19 protein-coding genes are annotated in these 19,604 nt (G+C 46.8%); 4 read left to right on the forward strand and 15 right to left on the reverse strand.

Annotation, left to right across the window (positions count from 1 at the left end):
* Positions 1-5: 5 nt before the first annotated feature.
* Both L5M38_RS09590 and L5M38_RS09595 read left to right on the forward strand, forming a co-directional pair.
* Positions 6-2,177, forward strand: a complete 2,172-nt coding sequence (locus L5M38_RS09590; protein ID WP_263178953.1) for a TonB-dependent siderophore receptor — start codon at positions 6-8, stop codon at positions 2,175-2,177.
* Positions 2,167-3,423 carry a DUF1624 domain-containing protein gene (locus L5M38_RS09595; RefSeq protein WP_263166974.1) on the forward strand — a complete coding sequence of 419 codons (1,257 nt, stop codon included), beginning with the start codon at positions 2,167-2,169 and terminating at the stop codon, positions 3,421-3,423. Before L5M38_RS09590 ends, L5M38_RS09595 begins: the two co-directional genes overlap by 11 nt.
* 94 nt (positions 3,424-3,517) lie before the next feature.
* On the opposite strand, the gene dpsA is transcribed toward L5M38_RS09595, so the two are convergent.
* A complete protein-coding gene (gene dpsA / locus L5M38_RS09600; protein ID WP_028761488.1) occupies positions 3,518-3,985 on the reverse strand; it encodes a DNA starvation/stationary phase protection protein DpsA in 468 nt (155 codons plus the stop codon).
* A gap of 243 nt (positions 3,986-4,228) precedes the next feature.
* On the opposite strand from dpsA, the gene L5M38_RS09605 reads away from it, so the two are divergent.
* A complete protein-coding gene (locus L5M38_RS09605) occupies positions 4,229-4,582 on the forward strand; it encodes a hypothetical protein (RefSeq protein ID WP_113939278.1) in 354 nt (117 codons plus the stop codon).
* Positions 4,583-4,629: 47 nt separating this feature from the next.
* Positions 4,630-5,217: a ribosomal protein S18-alanine N-acetyltransferase gene (gene rimI / locus L5M38_RS09610; protein ID WP_411569037.1), complete on the forward strand. Its 588-nt coding sequence runs from the start codon at positions 4,630-4,632 to the stop codon at positions 5,215-5,217.
* A gap of 172 nt (positions 5,218-5,389) precedes the next feature.
* On the opposite strand, the gene lipA is transcribed toward rimI, so the two are convergent.
* From lipA to leuS, 14 genes are all read right to left on the reverse strand, one after another.
* Positions 5,390-6,355 carry a lipoyl synthase gene (gene lipA, locus L5M38_RS09615; protein ID WP_028761485.1) on the reverse strand — a complete coding sequence of 322 codons (966 nt, stop codon included), beginning with the start codon at positions 6,353-6,355 and terminating at the stop codon, positions 5,390-5,392.
* Positions 6,352-7,005 (reverse strand): lipoyl(octanoyl) transferase LipB, encoded by a 654-nt coding sequence (gene lipB / locus L5M38_RS09620; protein ID WP_028761484.1) that lies wholly within the window; start codon positions 7,003-7,005, stop codon positions 6,352-6,354. The genes lipA and lipB overlap by 4 nt, the downstream gene beginning before the upstream one ends.
* Positions 7,006-7,098: 93 nt before the next feature.
* The gene (ybeD, locus tag L5M38_RS09625; protein ID WP_006082758.1) at positions 7,099-7,365 is read right to left on the reverse strand and encodes a DUF493 family protein YbeD; all 267 of its coding nucleotides are present in this window, start codon (positions 7,363-7,365) and stop codon (positions 7,099-7,101) included.
* A 121-nt stretch (positions 7,366-7,486) separates the two neighbouring features.
* A complete protein-coding gene (locus L5M38_RS09630; RefSeq protein WP_263178954.1) occupies positions 7,487-8,662 on the reverse strand; it encodes a serine hydrolase in 1,176 nt (391 codons plus the stop codon).
* Between the two features lie 141 nt (positions 8,663-8,803).
* Positions 8,804-9,649 (reverse strand): septal ring lytic transglycosylase RlpA family protein, encoded by an 846-nt coding sequence (locus tag L5M38_RS09635; RefSeq protein ID WP_028761482.1) that lies wholly within the window; start codon positions 9,647-9,649, stop codon positions 8,804-8,806.
* Positions 9,633-10,703 carry a lytic murein transglycosylase B gene (gene mltB, locus L5M38_RS09640; RefSeq protein ID WP_263178955.1) on the reverse strand — a complete coding sequence of 357 codons (1,071 nt, stop codon included), beginning with the start codon at positions 10,701-10,703 and terminating at the stop codon, positions 9,633-9,635. The genes L5M38_RS09635 and mltB overlap by 17 nt, the downstream gene beginning before the upstream one ends.
* Positions 10,704-10,718: 15 nt before the next feature.
* Positions 10,719-11,825: a rod shape-determining protein RodA gene (gene rodA, locus L5M38_RS09645; protein WP_028761480.1), complete on the reverse strand. Its 1,107-nt coding sequence runs from the start codon at positions 11,823-11,825 to the stop codon at positions 10,719-10,721.
* Positions 11,822-13,678, reverse strand: a complete 1,857-nt coding sequence (mrdA, locus tag L5M38_RS09650; RefSeq protein ID WP_131523225.1) for a penicillin-binding protein 2 — start codon at positions 13,676-13,678, stop codon at positions 11,822-11,824. The genes rodA and mrdA overlap by 4 nt, the downstream gene beginning before the upstream one ends.
* Before the next feature lie 61 nt (positions 13,679-13,739).
* Positions 13,740-14,210 carry a 23S rRNA (pseudouridine(1915)-N(3))-methyltransferase RlmH gene (gene rlmH, locus L5M38_RS09655; RefSeq protein WP_006082752.1) on the reverse strand — a complete coding sequence of 157 codons (471 nt, stop codon included), beginning with the start codon at positions 14,208-14,210 and terminating at the stop codon, positions 13,740-13,742.
* Entirely contained in the window at positions 14,210-14,539 is a 330-nt protein-coding gene (gene rsfS, locus L5M38_RS09660) for a ribosome silencing factor (protein ID WP_006082751.1), read from the reverse strand. The genes rlmH and rsfS overlap by 1 nt, the downstream gene beginning before the upstream one ends.
* Before the next feature lie 107 nt (positions 14,540-14,646).
* Positions 14,647-15,297: a nicotinate-nucleotide adenylyltransferase gene (nadD, locus tag L5M38_RS09665; protein WP_263166982.1), complete on the reverse strand. Its 651-nt coding sequence runs from the start codon at positions 15,295-15,297 to the stop codon at positions 14,647-14,649.
* 24 nt (positions 15,298-15,321) lie between these two features.
* Positions 15,322-16,353, reverse strand: coding sequence for a DNA polymerase III subunit delta (holA, locus tag L5M38_RS09670; protein ID WP_263166984.1), 1,032 nt, complete (start codon positions 16,351-16,353; stop codon positions 15,322-15,324).
* Between the two features lie 17 nt (positions 16,354-16,370).
* Positions 16,371-16,865 carry an LPS assembly lipoprotein LptE gene (gene lptE / locus L5M38_RS09675; protein ID WP_012089938.1) on the reverse strand — a complete coding sequence of 165 codons (495 nt, stop codon included), beginning with the start codon at positions 16,863-16,865 and terminating at the stop codon, positions 16,371-16,373.
* Between the two features lie 100 nt (positions 16,866-16,965).
* Positions 16,966-19,545, reverse strand: coding sequence for a leucine--tRNA ligase (gene leuS, locus L5M38_RS09680; RefSeq protein WP_263178999.1), 2,580 nt, complete (start codon positions 19,543-19,545; stop codon positions 16,966-16,968).
* Positions 19,546-19,604: the final 59 nt, after the last annotated feature.

The following is a 19,604-nucleotide window of genomic DNA, read 5'->3' on the forward strand; positions in this document are numbered from 1 at the left end:
TGAAAATGACTTTTTTTTATGTCCCTAAGCGCACTGCGCTGTTGCTGGGCGCCTTATTTGTGCTCAATCCTATTTCAATGTTGTTGGCCGCAGAAAGCAGCCAATTGAGTTCACAAGCTATTGATACTGTTAGTGACGCAGTGCTTGACACTGATATTGAACGTTTAAGTATCCACTATCGCCAAGCCTATCGTGGCAATGTGTCCTCAACTGAACTTCCCCAAGCGATCAGTGTGTTAGACGAGCAATTGATCAAAGATGCGGGGCTGACGCGGTTTCAAGATGTGCTGGATTATTCCGCCAGTGTGGCGCGGCAAAACAATGGCGGCGGTTTGTGGGATAGCTTTTCTCTGCGCGGCTTTCCGGGCAACGAAAACATGCCATCGGGGTATTTAATCAATGGCTTTAATGGTGGCCGAGGTTTTAGTGGTCATAGAGATTTATCAAACGTTGCCTATGTTGAGATTTTAAAAGGTCCAGGTTCGGCACTTTATGGCCGCTCGGAGCCCGGTGGCACAGTCAATATCGTCACTAAGAAACCCCAATATGAAACCAGTGGTTATATAAAAGCATCTGCGGGGAGTTTCGACCAATATAGGTTAGAAGGTGATGTGACCTCAGGTTTAACCGATAACTTGGCATTTCGGATTAATGGCGCTTGGCAGGAGCACGATAGTTTTCGTGATTATGTGTTTAGCGATAAAAAAATCGTTACGCCGTCGGTGCGTTGGCAGATTTCCGAAAAAGCTTCCTTGCTGTATGAAATGGAATACATCAAGCAGGAACAGCTATTCGATCGCGGCATTATTGTGCTCAATAACGATATTAATACCGTACCACGCACGCGTTATTTAGGTGAGCCTAATGATGACGCAACTAAGGTGAATGCCACAGGGCATCAACTGACCTATGACTATGAATTAAATGATGATTGGTCATTAACTGCTGGCTATAACTACCGAGACTCTAGTTTGAAGGGTTATTCGTCTGATGCTGAGTTAGCAAAGGGGCGGCAATCGCTATTTGATGATGGTCGCACGCTGACTAGGCAGCACAGATATCGTGACTACGCCTCTGAGGATAATTCGCTGCGTCTAGAGTTAAGTGGTCATGTGGATACGGGTTTTATTCGTCATAATTTGCTGCTTGGTGCCGATGCCTATCACTACAATTTGAAGACGGGACTGTATCGTTATCGGGGCAAAAAAGGTGAATACGCCATCGATATCTATACCCCTCAATACGGTGGGCCTCAGCCAGAGGTGAGTTTGTTGTATGAGAATAACGAGACTCAAAAAGCGTGGGGGACCTATCTGCAAGATCAAATGGATTTAACAGAAAAGTGGAAGTTGCACCTTGGGCTAAGGTTCGATAGTTATCAGCAAGATATCAGTGAAGTCGCGAAAGATACTCTGTCAGAACAAACCGATAGTCGAGTCAGCCCCAAGGTGGGTCTGGTGTATTTATGGTCCGATGCCTTAAGTTTCTATAGCTCTTATTCTGAAGGCTTTTTACCGCTTTCTGGAACTGACTTTGCGGGTAAGCCCTTCGAAGCGGAAGAGAGTCAGTCGGTTGAACTGGGGATGAAGTTTAATGGTACTTGGTTAAACGATCTTCCTATAAACGGTAGTTTAGCCGTGTTCGATGCCCAAAAGAGCAATATCTTGACCTCAGATCCTATCAATGTTGGTTTTTCTGCCACCTTAGGTAAAGCTAAAAGTAGCGGGGTTGAACTCGATTTAGCCGCTGAACTGACGGAGGATTTACAAGCAAAATTATCCTATGCCTATCTTAATACCCGTACCGCCAATGACAGTTTGAATCCTGATTGGGGCGTGCTCATTCCTGCAGGCAGTCCACTGGTGAATGTGCCAAAGCATACCGCGAGTGTGATTCTGAAACAGGATTTGAATAGGCTTTCTATTGATGGTCATCTAGGGCTTAGCTGGCGTTATGTGGATTCGCGTCTCGGTGATTCTGCCGATCCGAGTTTTCAATTGCCTTCTTATCAGTTACTTGGGTTGTTTATGAGCACCCACTTAAGCGACAACTTAAGCCTTGGAGTGAATCTGGATAACTTACTGGATGAACATTACATCGCAAGTAGCTATTCCGCTCTTTGGGCCGTGCCGGGTGAGCCACGTAGCATTAAAGTGAGTGTCAGCTATGAATTCTAATATCAGTGCTAATCCAGCGTTATCTTCAGGTTTTGCCGAGCAAGAATTGGGTCGTTCTATTGGCCGCACCCGGATCAATAGTATCGATATGATGCGCGGCGCCGTGATGCTTATTATGTTACTCGACCATGTGCGGGAGCGGTTTTTCTTTCACATGCAGGTGAGCGATCCTATGGATTTGAGTTCGACCTCTTGGGGGCTTTTTGTGAGTCGCTTTGCCGCCCATTTTTGTGCACCGGTCTTTGTGTTCTTAACCGGGGTTTCTGCATGGCTTTATGCCAATCGTAGCCATGGCGAGCCACGTTCAGCACGTATGTTTTTGATTAAACGCGGGCTGTTTTTAATCGCGCTGGAAATTTTAGTGATTAACTTCTCTAACCTCTCTTGGATGGTCAGCTATTACACCCTTTGGTTGCAGGTGATTTGGGTGATTGGTCTGAGTATGTTAGCGCTCGCTGCGCTGATAAACCTGCCTAGACCTTGGATGGCCCTTTTAGGATTTGCGATTGTTTTTGGCCATAATCTGTTGACACCAATTGGTTTTCAGCCCAGTGAGTGGGCTTACGGTCTGTGGACCATATTGCACGACCGCGGTTATCTCGTCAGCGAAGGTGCGCTTAGGGTTAAGGTGAGTTATCCCGTGCTGCCTTGGATTGGGGTGATTTTACTGGGTTATGTTGCAGGGCCACTTTTTAGTAATAAACCGAACGGAAGCCATCTTGATGCATCGGCTCGCCAGCAAAAGCTGCTGTTTTTAGGGATCAGCTGTTGGGTACTTTTTGCGGTACTACGTGGGTTTAACCTTTATGGCGAAACCTTGCCTTGGCAGTCGGGGGCACATTTGGGTGAAACTTTGATGTCGGTATTTAATTTAACGAAATACCCGCCATCATTAAGCTTTTTACTGGTGACCTTAGGCGGCATGTTCTTTTGCTTAGTGGCCTTTGAGCGGTATTTTGCATCAAGTGGGAAAGTGGGAGGGGGATTAGCGCGAGTGGGCCATGGGTTGTCTGTGTTTGGCTCAGTCCCTATGTTCTTCTATATCTTACATTTGTACGTGCTGTTACTGCTTTATACTTTAGCGAAATTCATCTTTGGCGTAAACCATGGTGAGTACTTTGGCGTGAGCAATATAGGATGGGTTTGGTTTATCGCGGGCGTGTTAGCCATCGCATTGTATTATCCCGTTAAGCGATTTAGCGAATATAAAAAGCACAGCACTCAGGCTTGGATTAAGTACCTCTAATCTATTCTGTTTGATCAAGCTTTAAAGGCAAAAGTCGCCAAGTGCTTACTTGGCGACTTTTTTGTTTTGGTTAGAGCAATCATCTATTTAGCGATTATTCTGCGAGTAAGCTGCGTAGCATCCAGGCATTTTTCTCATGCAGTTGGATGCGCTGGGTGAGCAAGTCCGCAGTTGCCTCATCATTCGCTTGATTCACCAGCGGATACAAGGCTCTGGCATTGCGGATCACCAGTTCCTGATCGCTTAATAGTTCGCGGATCATGGTTTCGGCTTGAGTGACACCTTGATCTTCTTTTATCTCGGTCAGCGCGGCATAGGCTGAATATGAGCCGAGTGCTCTGGCACCTAATGCACGTACACGCTCTGCGATAAGGTCGACCGCAAGGGCAAGTTCGGTATACTGCTGTTCAAATAGCAAGTGTAAGCTAGTGAACATTGGGCCAGTAACGTTCCAGTGAAAGCTATGGGTCTTAAGGTAAAGACTGTAGCTGTCGGCCAATAGTTGGTTTAGCCCTGCGGCGATTTCTTCTCTGTGAGCTTGATTGATACCTATGTTAATCATGGCGTTTTCCTTCTATTGTCTTACTGAGTGTGTTTAGTCTAATCTTCTGATATTAAATGTAAAATGAGTAAATTAGATTCTGTAAATCTATAAATTCGATTGAACTTTCGAGTGTTAAATCTCGTAATCGATAAAGCCTGATATCATCTCCCTTCGCCGTGCTGCAGTAACAATGCCATGGCAGAACTGCTATCCTAGCGGCATATTGTGAGTCGATACTTTAATTGAATAAAACTGACCCTAATGAATAAATCAGCCTATTTAACCGCCATGAATGTGACAACTTGGCGAGTGCGCGACACTAAGGTGAAACCTTATTTAGTGATTTGGGATGAAAATGGTGAGTTACCAGAAGCAGAGCCGCTTATTGACGCTGTGCTAACGCTTATCGACATAAAGCGGGACGAATGTGATTTTGACTGTGAGCCCCATACGGGGAAACAGATCGTTTGGGATCTGCGACGTCACAAAGTTAGGCCACGTACCGCATGGTTAGTGTCTGAGCCGTTGGCCGATTTATTGGTGGGTTGGCAGGCTAAAAGCGCGCTCTGGCAGCAGATTTACCAATGGCGCGACCAAGCGCCAAGCAAGTCTTAAGCTTTACTCGTAAATACATTAATAACCAATACTTTGGAATACCGGCGTTGAACATCCCACCAGTAGATAGTCTATTCACAACACAATTTGTAGCACAATTGACCGCAGGTTTGCCTGTTGAGCTTGTGGCTCTCACGCTTGAAGATGTTCCCCAAATGGCGCAGCTTGAATCCTTGGCCCATAGCCATCCCATGAGCGAGGGGAATCTTGCCGATTGTTTTGGTCACTTGTACCGTGTCCTAGGTTTAAAGCTGAGTGCTCACTTAGAGGTAGATGCAAATACTGAGGCAAATATTGACGCTGCTTCAGATTCAGATACTTATTCCGTCGAAGGACTCTTAGGGTTTGCGATAGTGCAGCAAATTATCGATGAAGTGACTTTATTGGATATTTGCCTATTACCGAGTCAGCAGGGCAAAGGTTACGGCAAGTTATTACTCAAGGCTGTGATGGCATCGGCCAAGGTATCGGGCGCTGTGGTGCTTATGTTAGAAGTGCGAGAGTCCAATTTTGCCGCCCGTGCTTTATATCAACAGGCTGGCTTTATTGAGTCGGGACGTCGTAAAGGTTACTACCCGATAGAGGGCGGTAAAGAAGATGCTATCTTGATGGATTTAGCGATAACCCAAGAATAAGAGCATTAGCGTTCATGTCGTATAACGACAGCTATACGAACCACTCTTCATAAACAACAGTCATAAAAACAGTCATAAAAACAGCCAATAAAAAACAGCGCCTAAGCGCTGTTTTTCTATTTTAATAACCTTGAAATCTACATCACCTAAGCTCTGCATCTAAGCAAGAGGGTTATTTCACTTCTTTACCTTGGGCTTGCAGGTCCGCATGGTAGCTTGAGCGCACTAATGGACCACAGGCTGCATGGGTAAAACCTAATTCATCGGCTAAGGCTTTAAGCTCATCAAACTCGGCTGGTGGCACATAACGTTCAACCGGCAAATGGAACTTAGACGGCTGTAGGTATTGGCCTAAGGTCAGCATTTCAACCTTATGTTCTCGCAGATCACGCAGTACTTGAGCGATCTCTTCGTTGGTTTCACCCAATCCCATCATCAGGCCTGATTTAGTGGGCACATTTGGATGACGTTCTTTAAAACGTTTTAGCAGATCGAGCGACCATTGGTAATTCGCACCTGGGCGCGCTTTACGATAATGCATGGGCGCCGTTTCTAAGTTGTGGTTAAACACATCAGGCGGCTCAGTCGATAAAATATCTAAGGCTGCATCGATACGACCACGGAAATCAGGCACTAAGGTTTCGATCTTGATGTCCGGATTTAGTTTGCGAATTTCGCGAATACAATCGGCAAAATGCTGGGCGCCACCATCTCGTAAATCGTCACGATCTACAGAGGTAATCACCACATATTTCAGCTTCATATCGCGGATAGTTTGCGCCAATTTAACTGGCTCTTCAGCATCAGGTTTAAGCGGACGACCATGGGCCACGTCGCAGAACGGGCAACGACGAGTACAAATCGCACCCAAAATCATAAAGGTTGCTGTACCGTGGTTGAAGCATTCAGCGAGGTTAGGGCAAGAGGCTTCTTCACAGACAGAGTGCAGGCCATTTTTACGCAGCGCTTGCTTGATGTCTAAAATGCGTTGATTCGATGCCGGCAGTTTAACCCGTAACCAATCGGGTTTACGCAACATAGTGTCGCGCTCTGATGGGACGATTTTGACCGGAATACGAGACACTTTATCGGCATCTCTTAGTTTTACTCCGGGTTGTAAACGTTCAGGCCTATTCATGACGCTGCTAATCCTTGATGATGAACTAGGTGTTGATAGCCCAGTAATTGGCTAAAAGTAATAGTAAGTTGCTCGCCCGCTTCAATCACGGTTTGTGGTCCGCCAAGTGCTTTGCATTGCACCATTTCAAGACCGGCATAACCACAAGGGTTGATGCGGCGAAATGGTGCTAAATCCATATCGACATTAAGGGCTAATCCATGGAATGAACAGCCTTTACGAATGCGTAATCCGAGGGAGGCAATTTTACGTTCATCCACATATACACCCGGCGCATCGGCCTTGGCATAAGCGTTAATGTCGTACTTGGCGAGCATATCGACAATGCTTTGCTCTATATGAGTAACGAGTTGACGCACGCCGACTTTACTACGTTTTATGTCGAGAAGAGGATATACCACTAGTTGTCCAGGGCCGTGGTAAGTGACTTGGCCACCACGGTCCACTTGGATCACAGGAATATCGCCAGCATTCAAAATATGCTCGCTTTTACCAGCTTGGCCTTGGGTAAACACGGGTGGGTGTTCTACTATCCACAGCTCATCTGGGCTCTCACTATTACGCGTGTCAGTGTAGTGCTGCATAGCATGCCACACTGATTCGTAATCTTGTTTTCCAAGATGCCGAATGTGCAAAGTCGTGTCTTGCAAGGGCAACCTCTCCCCTTAGAATTGAGTGGCGCTATTATACGCCTCTTGGCTATAAATGTAAGACAGATCACATTTCATGGCCTTGAGGAATATTTATAGTACGCGGCGTACGCCTTCGATAGCGGCAAGTTCAGTGTACAAAATTTCGATATGGTCTTTGCTTGTCACTGTCACGCGGATAGTAATGGAGTGATAGCTACCTTTGCTCGACGTTTTTGTCGAAGGTGAATAATCACCCGGTGCATGTTTTTGTACCACAGCCACGACTTTGTCAGTTAGCGTTTCGTGGGCTTCACCGACGACCTTAAAAGGAAATGCGCAAGGGAAATCCATCAGTTCATCAAATTTAGTGTCTAACATACTCAGTACTCTTAGCGGCTATATTGGGATATATATGGTGGCGATTATACCCGATTCAAGGGCGATGCACTCCCCAAAAAAATAAAGCCACCCTAAGGTGGCTTTATTTATGGGACTTAGGTTAGCTAAACCATCCAGAAAACATCTGCTTAAAGTAATCGACTAATTTACTAAACCAGCTACCTTCGTTGACTTCTTGCAACGTTACCAGTGGGAACTGGGCAATGTCTTTACCATCAAGTTGGAAGAATAGACGGCCTACAGTTTCACCTTTTTTCAACGGTGCATCTAATGGCTTAGTCAACTCGAAGTTTGCTTTCAAGTCTTTACCACGGCCACGGCTGATTGTAATAGGTGTATCAGTTGCGACGCCTAAATCAACAGTGCTCTTGTCACCGTACCATATTTGTTGGGTTGTGAAGCTATCACCCGCTTTGTAAGGCGTGACAGTTTCAAAGAAACGGAAGCCATAGGTCAGTAACTTTTTACTTTCAGCTTTACGGGCTGATTCACTTTGAGTACCCAGAACCACAGAAATCAAACGCATGCCGTCTTTGGTTGCAGATGCGACTAAGTTGTAACCTGCACCAGAGGTGTGGCCTGTCTTGATACCGTCCACGCTCATGCTGTTATCCCACAACAAACCATTACGGTTATATTGTTTGATACCGTTGAAGGTATAAAATTTTTCGCTATAGATGCGGTATTCTTCTGGAACGTCGCGGATTAAGGCTACACCTAACAATGCCATATCATAGGCAGTTGTTTTGTGGTTTTCTGAGTCTAAGCCATGGGAGTTTTCGAAGTAGCTATCACGCATACCCAGCTGTTTTGTCCATGAGTTCATCATGTCAACGAAGGCGCCTTCGGTGCCAGCGATATGCTCTGCCATAGCCACACACGCATCGTTACCCGATTGGATGATGATACCGCGGTTTAAATCCCCGACTTTAACGGTAGTTCCGACTTCAATGAACATCTTAGAGGAGTCAGAGAAGTTTTTAGACCAGGCATTTTTACTGATAGTCACATCATCATCGACCGAGACATTGCCCGCTTTGATTTCTTGACCTATGACATAGCTGGTCATCATTTTAGTTAGGCTGGCTGGGTTAAGGCTTTCATAAGCGTTACTCTCAGCGATAATCTGGCCCGAATTATAATCCATCAAGACGAAAGCCTTGGCGGCCACTGCTGGTGCATCAGGTGTAATAATAGGCTGCGCAGCATAAACGGGGAGAGACACACTGGAAATTAGCAGCAATGTTTTAATGGGACTTTTTACAAAATTCATCATTAACTTGGCACGTCTTTTGGTTGTATTAAATGGAAAGGATTCGAGAAGATCTCCAACAGTGTACCACTTTCTGACTGTGGGTTTTAGTGAAGGTTCCTTCATCTCTATTTTTAAATCAATTCTGGTCCGAGCAAACAGTCATTACTCATGGACTATATAGCCCTCAGGAAACCCATTTTGCTGGACGTTATTGAGCAGTTTTTCTGCTAACTCAGGTTGGCCTATGGGGCCGAGCTGTAGTCTAAACATATTGTTTGCGGCTTGTACACGGGTCTTTACCTGATATTTTCGCTCCAGATTTTTCGCCATGGTATTGAGTTTGGCTTTATCTTTCGATGCGACTAACTGAATGTAATGATTACCTGTATCTTGCGCGCTGGCAATAGCCGAATTAGTGGCCGCGACACTGCCGACATACACCACATCGAGTTTGATCCGCGCGGTTCCTTTGCCGAGCATGCCGAGTTTATAGGCGGCGGCGTAGGAGACGTCGAGAATACGGTCTGAGTGGAATGGCCCGCGATCGTTGATGCGAATGATCACTTGCTTATTGTTATCTAAGTTAGTGATCCGAGCATAACTTGGCAGTGGCAGCGTTTTATGGGCACCTGACATGGAATACATGTCATAGGGTTCGCCATTGGATGTCTCATAGCCATGAAATTTTTCACCGTACCATGAGGCACGGCCCGTTTCACTAAAACCTTGGCCTGTGTTCATCACAGTGTAAGACTCGCCGTAAACCGTATAGGGCTTGTTACCGCGGCGACTATAGGGTTCGTATTTAGGCGTGGCATTTGGCACATGGTCCACATTGGGTGGATTGAGTGGCAACTTGTCATTCTTTAGCGAATAGCGCCCCTTGTTGGGGTCCATATTTTTTTTGTTTGTGCTGGAGCTAGCTTGGTTTGGACTCGAAGAACACGCAACAAGTGTGAAGCACGCAACCAAAGCGACAAGCTGTAAAAGATTATTTTTTAGCGGCATGCTGTTCCTTTAATTGTTGGCTAAATTGATAAACGGCCATTGAATACAAAGGACTGCGATTATAGCGAGTGATTACATAAAAATTGCTTAAGCCAAGCCAATAATCATCGTGATCGGCTTGTTCCAGTTTAATGAGTAAGGCTTTTTGCGAGACATCCAAGTCCCTCGCATCAGCCAAGGACAAGGTTGGCGTTAGAATATTGGCGACTTTATAATTGAGCTTTTCGCCTGCCCATACTTTCGCTTTTGGCGCTGTTTGGCTGCTATTGACTAGCGGCAAAGCAACGGGTGCATTGGCTTGCCAACCGTGTTCATGGAAATAATTGGCGACACTGCCAATCGCATCCTCTGGGCTTTGCAATAAATCGCGGTTACCACTGTTATCGAAATCGACGGCGTAATGGCGGTAACTTGAGGGAATAAACTGTCCATAACCCATGGCACCCGCATAGGAGCCTTTGAGGGTATTGATATCTAAGTGTTCTTCTTTGACTAATTTCATCAACTCACCAAATTCCTTGCGGAAAAAGGTGGCGCGAGGCGGATAGTGAAAACCTAAGGTATAGAGGGAATCAATTACAGGGTAATTACCTGTGAACTGGCCGTAGAAGGTTTCAATCCCAATAATGGCGACGATAATCTGTGGGTCGACTTGGTACTTAGCCGCGGCTTTAGCAATGGTTTTCTCGTGTTTTTTCCAAAAAGCGAGCCCAGCATCAAGACGTTTTTCTGTTAAAAAAATCGGGTAATACACATGCCAAGGTTTTGCTTCCCATGGGCGGGTCATCGCATCGATAACCCCTTGGTTGTATTTTGCTTTGTCGAGAAAAGCGAGCACTTCTGTCCGAGTAAAACCTTGTTTTACTTGAGCTTGGATAAACTCTTCTTTGAGTTCAGCGGGAGTGGCGGGTGCGACTTCAGCGGCCGGAGCCACTGGGGTGCTTGAAGCGGGTGCCTGCGTGGGTGTCGGTTCATTTGCCGTGGTGCATGCGACTAAGCATGAACTTAAACACAGTAAACCGAGTGGAGCCAAATAAGCTCGGAGAGTAGGCATAAAAAGTCCCTAAAATTATCTATCTACGAAACGTCTATGGGTATGAATGCTCATAAGAATGCCAAACCCTGTCATCAATGTCAGCATGGAGGTTCCACCATAACTGACAAGGGGCAGTGGTACACCTACCACGGGCAGGATACCTGAAACCATGCCAATATTCACAAAAACATAAACGAAAAACGTCAGCGTGATACTGCCAGCCAGTAGACGAGCGAAACTGGTTTGTGCGCGGGAGGCGATGACTAACCCACGGCCTATGATGTAAAGGTACATAATTAACAGTAAGATACTGCCAATTAAACCAAATTCTTCACCGATCACCGCAAAGATAAAATCGGTATGGCGCTCGGGAATAAACTCAAGCTGTGATTGAGTGCCTTCGAGCCAGCCTTTGCCCCAAAGTCCACCTGAGCCGATGGCGATTTTCGACTGGATAATGTGATAACCCGCGCCGAGGGGATCTTGCTCTGGATCGAGCAAGGTTAATACCCGCGTTCTTTGGTAATCGTGCATCAAGAAATACCAAAGGATAGGCAGGAAGGCGAGTACTGCCGCGATAAAGCTGCCAACAATGATCCAGCTCATACCCGATAAAAACAGCACAAAAATCCCCGATGCAGCCACCAAAATTGAGGTGCCTAAGTCGGGTTGTTTAGCGATCAATAGGGTTGGTACGAGTAAAATCACTCCTGCGCCAGCGAGGTAACGTTTCTTGGGGGGAAGAGGGAACTTACTGATATACCAAGCCATTGTGATGGGGAAGGCGAGTTTAATAAGCTCAGATGGTTGGAACTCCATAAAGCCTAAGTTCAACCAGCGCTGCGCGCCTTTATTGATTTCACCGAAAAAGTGTACCCCAAGCAGCAAGACAACCCCCGCAAGATAAATGGGTAATGCCCAACGTTTAAGCGCTTCAGGATTGATTTGTGCCATGGTAAACATGATGCCTAGCGACAACACCATACGGAATAGTTGTCGTTCCATCATCTCTAAATCTGCACCGCTGGCAGAATAGATGACAAACAGGCCAAAGCCCATCACAGCTAATAGTCCGAGCAATAAAGGCAAGTCTATGTGCAAGCGTTGCCAGATGTTTTGATATTGGCTATGGGTACTCATGGTATGGGTTTCCAAGTATCTCTAAGCATATATTCATCGAGCATAGCTCGAGCGACTGGGCCAGCATTTGCGCCGCCCCAACCTGCGTTTTCCATCACGACGGCGAGGACAATTTTAGGATCCTCGAAGGGTGCATAGGCCACAACTAAGGCATTATCGCGGAAATGTTCGGCAATTTTACTGGCATCGTATTTAGTATTTTCCGCCACGCCGATGACCTGTGCAGTACCGGTTTTCATTGCGGCAGTGTAAGTGGCATCGGTAAAGCGTGACTTATTTGCGGTTTGTCGCATAGCTTCGTTGATGATATTCCAGTTACGGGGATTTTTAAGTTCAATTGGTGGTAACTCATTAATCGGTGAGTCAATTTTGGCAGTATTGTCTTTAATTGATCTCAGCAGATGTGGCGGGAGACGGCGGCCTTTGTTGGCCATAATCCCAACGGCATTAGCGAGTTGTAATGGGGTTGCCGTCCAATAACCTTGTCCAATACCGACGGAAATGGTGTCGCCTATATACCAAGCTTGATTGTACTTTAAGCGTTTCCATTCCTTGGATGGCATGTTGCCAGCCGATTCTTCAAAGATATCAATCCCTGTATTTTGGCCAAAGCCAAATTGTTCCATAAAGCGGGCGATATGATCGACACCGACCTTATAGGCTAATTCATAGAAAAAGGTATCGCAGGATTCTACAATCGCGCTATAAACGTTGACCCAGCCATGTCCCCAGCGTTTCCAGTCGCGGTATTTACGTTCAACACCAGGAATTTGCCAAAAACCGGGATCCCACACTCGGGTACTCTCGCTAATGGCTTTCTCATCAAGGCCTAACAGTGCGAGGTGAGGCTTGATGGTAGACGCAGGTGCATATTGACCTTGAGTCGCACGGTTGATCAAAGGGCGGGATTTATCATTGAGTAACGCACTGTAATCTTTGCTATTAATGCCTTGTACAAACTGGTTTGGATCATAGCTTGGGCTCGATACCATAGCTAATACTCCACCGTCACGGGGATCGATGGCAACAATAGAACCGCGCAGACCTGTGAGTAGTTCCACCGCTTTTTGTTGCAGCTTGAGATCTAAGGTGAGGTAAATATCTTGCCCCGGCTCTGGCGGAACAATTTTTAAGGTGCGAATGGCGCGGCCGCGGTTGTTCACTTCTTCTTCTAAGTGTCCGGGTTTACCATGCAGCAAAGATTCATAAAATTTTTCAATGCCTTGCTTACCAATGTCTTTGGTTGCCGCATAGTTTTTCCACAGATCGCTGCGTTCAAGTTGGGCGCGATCTCGGGTGTTAATTTTACCTACATAGCCCAGCACATGGGTGATTTGCGCGCCGTAGGGATAGTTACGTTTAAGACCCGCTTCGACCGAAATCCCCGGAAATCTGTGTTGGTTAACACTGAAAATGGCCACTTGTTCTTCGGTGAGCTGGTTTTTGAGTGTTAGCGGTTTGAAACGGCGATGAAATTTCAGGGCGTCAGTAAAGGTTTCGCGCTCGTCATCGCTGATCTCAATTAACTTGCCGAGTTCATCTAAGGTCTCTGACATGTTACTGATTTTTTCGGGCACGAGATCGAGGGAATAAAAGGGTAAATTTTCAGCTAAAAGTATACCGTTGCGATCGTAAATGAGACCACGACTAGGGGCAATTGGAACAACACGGATGCGATTATCATTTGAGCGAGTTGCATAATCTTTATAGGATTCAACCTGTAAATGATAAAGGTTGGTGACTAATACGCAAAATAGAGCGAAAACGCAAAAAAAAGTGAAAAGCGCCCTGCGCTTAAAAAGAGACGCCTCGGCGGCGTGATCATGCATTGTTATCCGCTTTTTTGGCGACACTTATGCTATCTCCGGCTGATCCCATGACGGGTGGTTGACACTCGTTAACATCAAGATCCCGCTATTCTCTATGGTAGGGGTGATTCGTGTTCACGCTCCACGCGCGGTACAAACTTTCGGCAACCACCACCCGTACGAGTGGGTGAGGTAAGGTTAATGCCGAAAGACACCAACTTTGGTTTGCCGCTTCTTTGCAAGCTGGCGCTAATCCTTCAGGCCCACCAATCAGTAAACTGACGTCGCGACCATCGAGTTGCCATTTAGTCAGCGCGGTTGCTAGCTCGGGGGTCGTCCAGTTTTTGCCGGGGAGATCTAAGCTAACAATATGATTGCCTTTGGGAATGGCCGCCAACATTTGTTCGCCTTCTTTTTGAAGTATCCGGACAATGTCGGCATTTTTCCCCCGCTTTCCAGCGGGTATTTCGATAAGCTCCAGCGCCATATCACGGGGAAAACGGCGCTGGTATTCTTCGAAACCACGGGTAACCCAATCGGGCATCCGTGTTCCTACTGCGATGAGCTGTAACTTCATCAGTCTTGCTTTTCTGACCAGAGCTTTTCAAGCTGGTAGAAATCACGGGTTTGATCTTGCATAACGTGCAGGATCACATCGCCCATGTCCACAAGAACCCATTCGCTGCTTTCGCGGCCTTCAACACCTAAAGGTGGAATACCGGCTTTTTTCGCTTCAACCACAAGGTTTTCGGCGATAGCTTTAACGTGAGTCTTTGATGTACCTGAACATATGACCATGTAGTCAGTGATGTTAGATTGCTTGCTGACATCCAGAACAACAACGTCTCTGGCTTTCAAGTCGTCGATCTTGTCGACAACAAACTGTTTTAATTCCGCGCTCTGCACGCTGGCGTACCTCATTAATTTTAAATAGCGCGGTAGTATACCAGTGTTGCTGCTGGGAATACATTGTCATTGGCAGTTGAGTTGGCGATATCTGCTTACGGTTCGAGCTAAGGTAAGTAAAGTCGTTGATTTTTGATGTAATCTAGCGTGACTGGCATGAGTAAATCGGCGGGAATTTCGCCTTTTGCCAGTTGTTCACGAATGAGCGTCGAGGAAATATCCTGTGGTGTAATCGCTACAGGGAAAATCTGCCCACAGTTTTTATGGACACAGCTAGTACGACCTTCGTCTGTCCCTTGGGGCGCTTGACTGCGGGCCGTCAATATCTGCTGCATAGGATGTTCTGCATCGAGCTGCCAACCCGGGCGCTGGCAGACAACGAGATGGGCAAAGTCGAATAGGCGTTGCCACTCATGCCAGCTTTTTAATTGGATGAAAGAGTCCATCCCCATGATAAAAAACAGCTCATCTTCAGGATGTAAGCTTTTCAGTTGCTCAAGCGTGATAACTGTGTAGGAAGGCGTGTCGCGTTTAGCTTCGATGTCGCACAGTGCAAATCCGTCGAGTTGCTGACAGACATCGGCTACCATTTTGAGGCGCTGTGTTGTGGTTAAGTTCGGCTGCTGTTTATGGGGCGGAATATGGTTCGGCATCAGTAGGATTTTATCCAAGGCTAATGCTTGCTTCACTTCAATTGCGGGACGGATATGACCATAGTGTATCGGGTCAAAGGTGCCGCCTAAAATACCAATACGCATATCAACTCTTTGGTTAATCAATGATTAGTCTATGGCTATATGTGCCAGGTGCCGATGGGCTCTAGGATCAAATAACAGACACAGGTGGCTCAGACCGGTCCAATCCTCTTTACCCTGCTGCTTTAAGTTGAGCTCAAGTTTCGATGCGAGGGCGAGCATATGTTCGAGTTGTTCAAGGCTGAGTCGTTGCAGTGCCGCTTGATACAGTGGTTTACGTTTATCCCAAATTCGATGTTTACCCCAGAGTGCACTCAGCGCAACGCCTTGGGCTTGCTCGCATTTCAAATTGAATAACAAACCGAGTTCTTTAAACAAGGCCCAAAGCAGGATAGGTAAGGCAGTGCCTTCGCCATTGAGTTGGGCCAGCATGTGCTGCGCGCTATCCTGTTTATTATTTAATAATGCATCCGTGAGTTGGAATACGGTGAAGCGCGACTGATCTTCAAAATAGTGGCCCAGTTCGTCGGCACTGACGGGTTTTGTTGGGCTCAGGAGTTGCAGCAACTGCATGGCTTGATCGGCAGCCAGTAAATTCCCTTCATACAGAGAATGCAGCATAGCACGGGCATCAGGCTGCAGATTGAGCTTAAAGTGCTTGATGCGGCCATCGAGCCAGCGCATAAACTGCTCGCCCTCTGGCGTGGCGCAGGGCAGATACATGCCATGGGCATCTAAGGTCTTAAACCATTTACTGTTGGTTTGCTCTGTGGCGAGCTTTGGCCCTTCGATAATCAACAGCATATCGGGATTGGGCGTCTGCAATAGCGCTTGCAATGTGCTTGAGCCTTCGGCACCGGGCTTAGCTTGGGGAAGGGTTAGCTCAATCAAGCGTTTACTGGAAAACAGACTCATGGCCTGCCATTCCTGAGTCAGATCGTTCCAATTAAAGCCCGTCTCTTGAATGAGTTGGACTTTTTCATCGAATCCCTGACGCTTGGCGAATTGGCGGATCTGATCTTTGGTGGTTTCAATCAACCAAGGATCATCCCCAAAAATCAGATAACAAGGAAATAACTGGTTAAGGTGGCGGGAGAGTTGGTCTGGATAGACTCTCATTTAATGATAGCCCCGCATTAATTCACCTCAGTACTGGCCATTGCTTGCAGAATACGATCGGCAGCTTGGATACGCATTTCCTTCGTCAGCAATTCCATTTCACGGCTCTTTGCCAATGCGGTACGTGGATCGTCTAAGTAGTCGCGGCGAATTTCAACCTTGAAAGGCTGCGCTTCTTTACCTGGCAGTGCCACAGCAAATTCGACTAAATAAATCAGCTCATACTCGGCGACGTTACCTGTGGGATACAAAGATAAGGTCGAGCGTTCAAGGGAGTCGGTGATTAATCTTAATACTGGAACATTATCTGCGGCGTCGACAACTTGGATATTGTTCAAGCGCAGGCGTTCACGCACCAAACGAGTGAGTTCACTGTATTCATCCACACTGCTCAAACTCAAATGATTGAGGGCATCAGGGATCTGATAACTGCGTTGAAGCTTAAAACCGCAACCAGCGCTGGTCATAATGACTAGTGCCATGATTGCGAAGCATATGCGTTTGATTAGCATAGATTTCGCGGTTTCCTATTCGTGGTATACCCTGCTGACTTGAAGTTGCAGCTATGCTGCAACTTCATTGGCTTTGAGTATAGCGAGTTATTAGCAGCCGTTAATTGGCCACTATGCTAAGCAGTTTGCCCGGCACATAGATCACTTTACGCACAGTCAGGCCGTCTAGGTATTTGATCACGTGCTCATCACTCATGCCTAAGGCTTCTACTGATTCTTTATCAGCATCGGCAGCCACTGTGATTTTTGCGCGAACTTTACCGTTAACTTGCACAACGATGAGCTTGCTGTCTTCAACTAGCGCAGCTTCATCAACGACTGGCCATTGGCTGTCTTCGATGTTGCTTGCATTGCCTAACTCGTTCCACAGGTTAAAGCTCACATGCGGAATGATAGGGTACAGCAAGCGCACTATGGCTGATAAGGCTTCGCCGATAATGGCGTTGTCTTGACCTGTGGTTTGTGGCGCTTTTTGCAGATGGTTCATCAGTTCCATCACGGCGGCAACCGCAGTGTTGAACATCTGACGGCGGCCGATATCGTCGGTCACTTTCGCGATCGTCTTGTGGACTTCACGGCGCAGCGCTTTTTGATCGGCAGTTAACTTGCTGACATCTAAGGCTTCGCTGTTATCTTGGTTCACATGCTCGTTTGCAAGCTTCCACAGACGTTTAATGAAGCGGTGTGCGCCTTCAACGCCAGACTCTTGCCATTCCAGAGTTAATTCTGGGGGAGAGGCGAACATCATAAATAGGCGAACCGTATCGGCGCCGTATTTTTCGACCATGACTTGAGGATCGATACCATTGTTTTTCGACTTAGACATCTTGCACATGCCGGTATAAACCAGCTCGTTGCCGTCCTTGTCGATAGCCTTAGTACTACGGCCCTTGTCGTCTTTTTCTGTAGTCGCTACATCTAAAGGCGAAACCCATACACGGGCGCCTTTTTCGTTGATGTAGTAGAAAGCATCGGCCAACACCATGCCTTGGGTCAGCAGTTGTTTGGCTGGCTCGTTAGAGTTAACCAAACCCGCATCACGCAGCAACTTGTGGAAGAAGCGGAAATATAACAAATGCATACAAGCGTGTTCGATACCGCCAATGTATTGATCCACAGGTAGCCAGTAGTTGGCTTTCGCGGGATCTAACATTTCGTCTGCATGCGGGCTGCAGTAACGGGCGTAATACCAAGAGGATTCCATAAAGGTATCGAAGGTATCGGTTTCGCGCAGCGCATCTTGGCCATTAACTTGGGTTTTTGCCCATTCTTTATCGGCCTTGATTGGGCTTTGAATACCGTCCATCACGACATCTTCTGGTAGCAATACTGGCAGTTGATCTGCAGGTGTTGGGATCACAGTGCCGTCGGCTAAGGTCACCATAGGAATTGGCGCGCCCCAGTAACGCTGACGTGAAACACCCCAATCGCGCAGACGATAGTTGACTTGGCGCTTGCCTTTACCTTCGGCAACTAACTTATTAGCGATGGCATTAAAGCCTGCTTCAAAGTCTAAACCGTCGAACTCTCCCGAGTTAAACAGTACGCCTTTTTCGGTATAAGCGGCTTCGCTGATATCGACGTCGCCATCAACTGGCTTGATCACAGCTTCAATCGCCAGACCGTATTTTTTCGCAAATTCGAAGTCACGTTGATCGTGGCCTGGAACTGACATCACAGCGCCGGTGCCATAGTTCATCAACACAAAGTTAGCAGCCCAAATTGGGACTTGCTTGCCAGTGATAGGATGAATGGCGAAAAGCCCTGTAGCGACACCGCGTTTTTCCATAGTCGCGAGTTCGGCTTCAGATGTTGTGCTGTTTTTGCATTCATCGATAAAGGCGGCAAGCTCAGGATTGGTTTGCGCGGCGACTTCAGCTAATGGATGACCTGCGGCAATCGCCACATAGGTTACGCCCATTAAGGTATCTGGACGCGTGGTATAGATATCGAAGCTTTTATCGTGACCTGCGACGCCGAAGGTCATTTCCACACCTTCGCTGCGACCAATCCAGTTGCGCTGCATGGTCTTAACCTGTTCAGGCCAGCCATCTAAGGTATCGATATCGTTTAATAATTCTTCTGCATAGGCAGTGATCTTAATAAACCACTGTGGAATTTCTTTTTGTTCCACAGGGGTATCACAGCGCCAGCAGCAACCGTCTTGAACTTGCTCGTTCGCCAGTACGGTTTCATCGTTTGGACACCAGTTGACTGAAGCTGTCTTTTTATAGACTAGGCCTTTCTCGTACAACTTAGTGAAGAACCATTGTTCCCAGCGATAATATTCAGGGGTACAAGTGGCGATTTCACGGCTCCAATCGTAACCAAAACCTAGCAATTTCAGCTGGTTCTTCATGTATTCTATGTTTTCATAGGTCCATGGCGCAGGCGCAGTCTTGTTGTTAATCGCGGCATTTTCTGCGGGCAAACCAAATGAGTCCCAACCAATAGGCTGGAGCACGTTTTTGCCTTGAAGACGTTGAAAGCGTGCAACTACGTCACCTATGGTATAGTTGCGTACGTGTCCCATGTGGAGTCTGCCAGAAGGGTACGGAAACATCGAAAGGCAATAAAACTTTTCTTTGTTTGCGTCTTCAGTGACTTCGAAGGTTTTGTTGTCATGCCAGTGCTTTTGCACTAAGGCTTCAATTTCTGAGGGATTATATTGCTCTTGCATCACTCTATTTCCGGCAGTGCCGCCTATTATTGGATCTAACGCCATATCAGCGCGAGTAA

The sequence above is a fragment of the Shewanella sp. SM101 genome (genome assembly GCF_025654465.1).
Classification (GTDB): domain Bacteria; phylum Pseudomonadota; class Gammaproteobacteria; order Enterobacterales; family Shewanellaceae; genus Shewanella; species Shewanella oncorhynchi.

Bases quoted from the DNA above. Each gene is read 5' to 3' on its own strand.
- L5M38_RS09590 (WP_263178953.1), top strand. From the start codon at position 6: ATGACTTTTTTTTATGTCCCTAAGCGCACTGCGCTGTTGCTGGGCGCC.
- L5M38_RS09595 (WP_263166974.1), top strand. From the start codon at position 2,167: ATGAATTCTAATATCAGTGCTAATCCAGCGTTATCTTCAGGTTTTGCC.
- dpsA (WP_028761488.1), bottom strand. From the start codon at position 3,985: ATGATTAACATAGGTATCAATCAAGCTCACAGAGAAGAAATCGCCGCA.
- L5M38_RS09605 (WP_113939278.1), top strand. From the start codon at position 4,229: ATGAATAAATCAGCCTATTTAACCGCCATGAATGTGACAACTTGGCGA.
- lipA (WP_028761485.1), bottom strand. From the start codon at position 6,355: ATGAATAGGCCTGAACGTTTACAACCCGGAGTAAAACTAAGAGATGCC.
- ybeD (WP_006082758.1), bottom strand. From the start codon at position 7,365: ATGTTAGACACTAAATTTGATGAACTGATGGATTTCCCTTGCGCATTT.
- L5M38_RS09630 (WP_263178954.1), bottom strand. From the start codon at position 8,662: ATGATGAATTTTGTAAAAAGTCCCATTAAAACATTGCTGCTAATTTCC.
- L5M38_RS09635 (WP_028761482.1), bottom strand. From the start codon at position 9,649: ATGCCGCTAAAAAATAATCTTTTACAGCTTGTCGCTTTGGTTGCGTGC.
- mltB (WP_263178955.1), bottom strand. From the start codon at position 10,703: ATGCCTACTCTCCGAGCTTATTTGGCTCCACTCGGTTTACTGTGTTTA.
- rodA (WP_028761480.1), bottom strand. From the start codon at position 11,825: ATGAGTACCCATAGCCAATATCAAAACATCTGGCAACGCTTGCACATA.
- rlmH (WP_006082752.1), bottom strand. From the start codon at position 14,210: ATGAAGTTACAGCTCATCGCAGTAGGAACACGGATGCCCGATTGGGTT.
- nadD (WP_263166982.1), bottom strand. From the start codon at position 15,297: ATGCGTATTGGTATTTTAGGCGGCACCTTTGACCCGATACACTATGGT.
- holA (WP_263166984.1), bottom strand. From the start codon at position 16,353: ATGAGAGTCTATCCAGACCAACTCTCCCGCCACCTTAACCAGTTATTT.
- lptE (WP_012089938.1), bottom strand. From the start codon at position 16,865: ATGCTAATCAAACGCATATGCTTCGCAATCATGGCACTAGTCATTATG.
- leuS (WP_263178999.1), bottom strand. From the start codon at position 19,545: ATGCAAGAGCAATATAATCCCTCAGAAATTGAAGCCTTAGTGCAAAAG.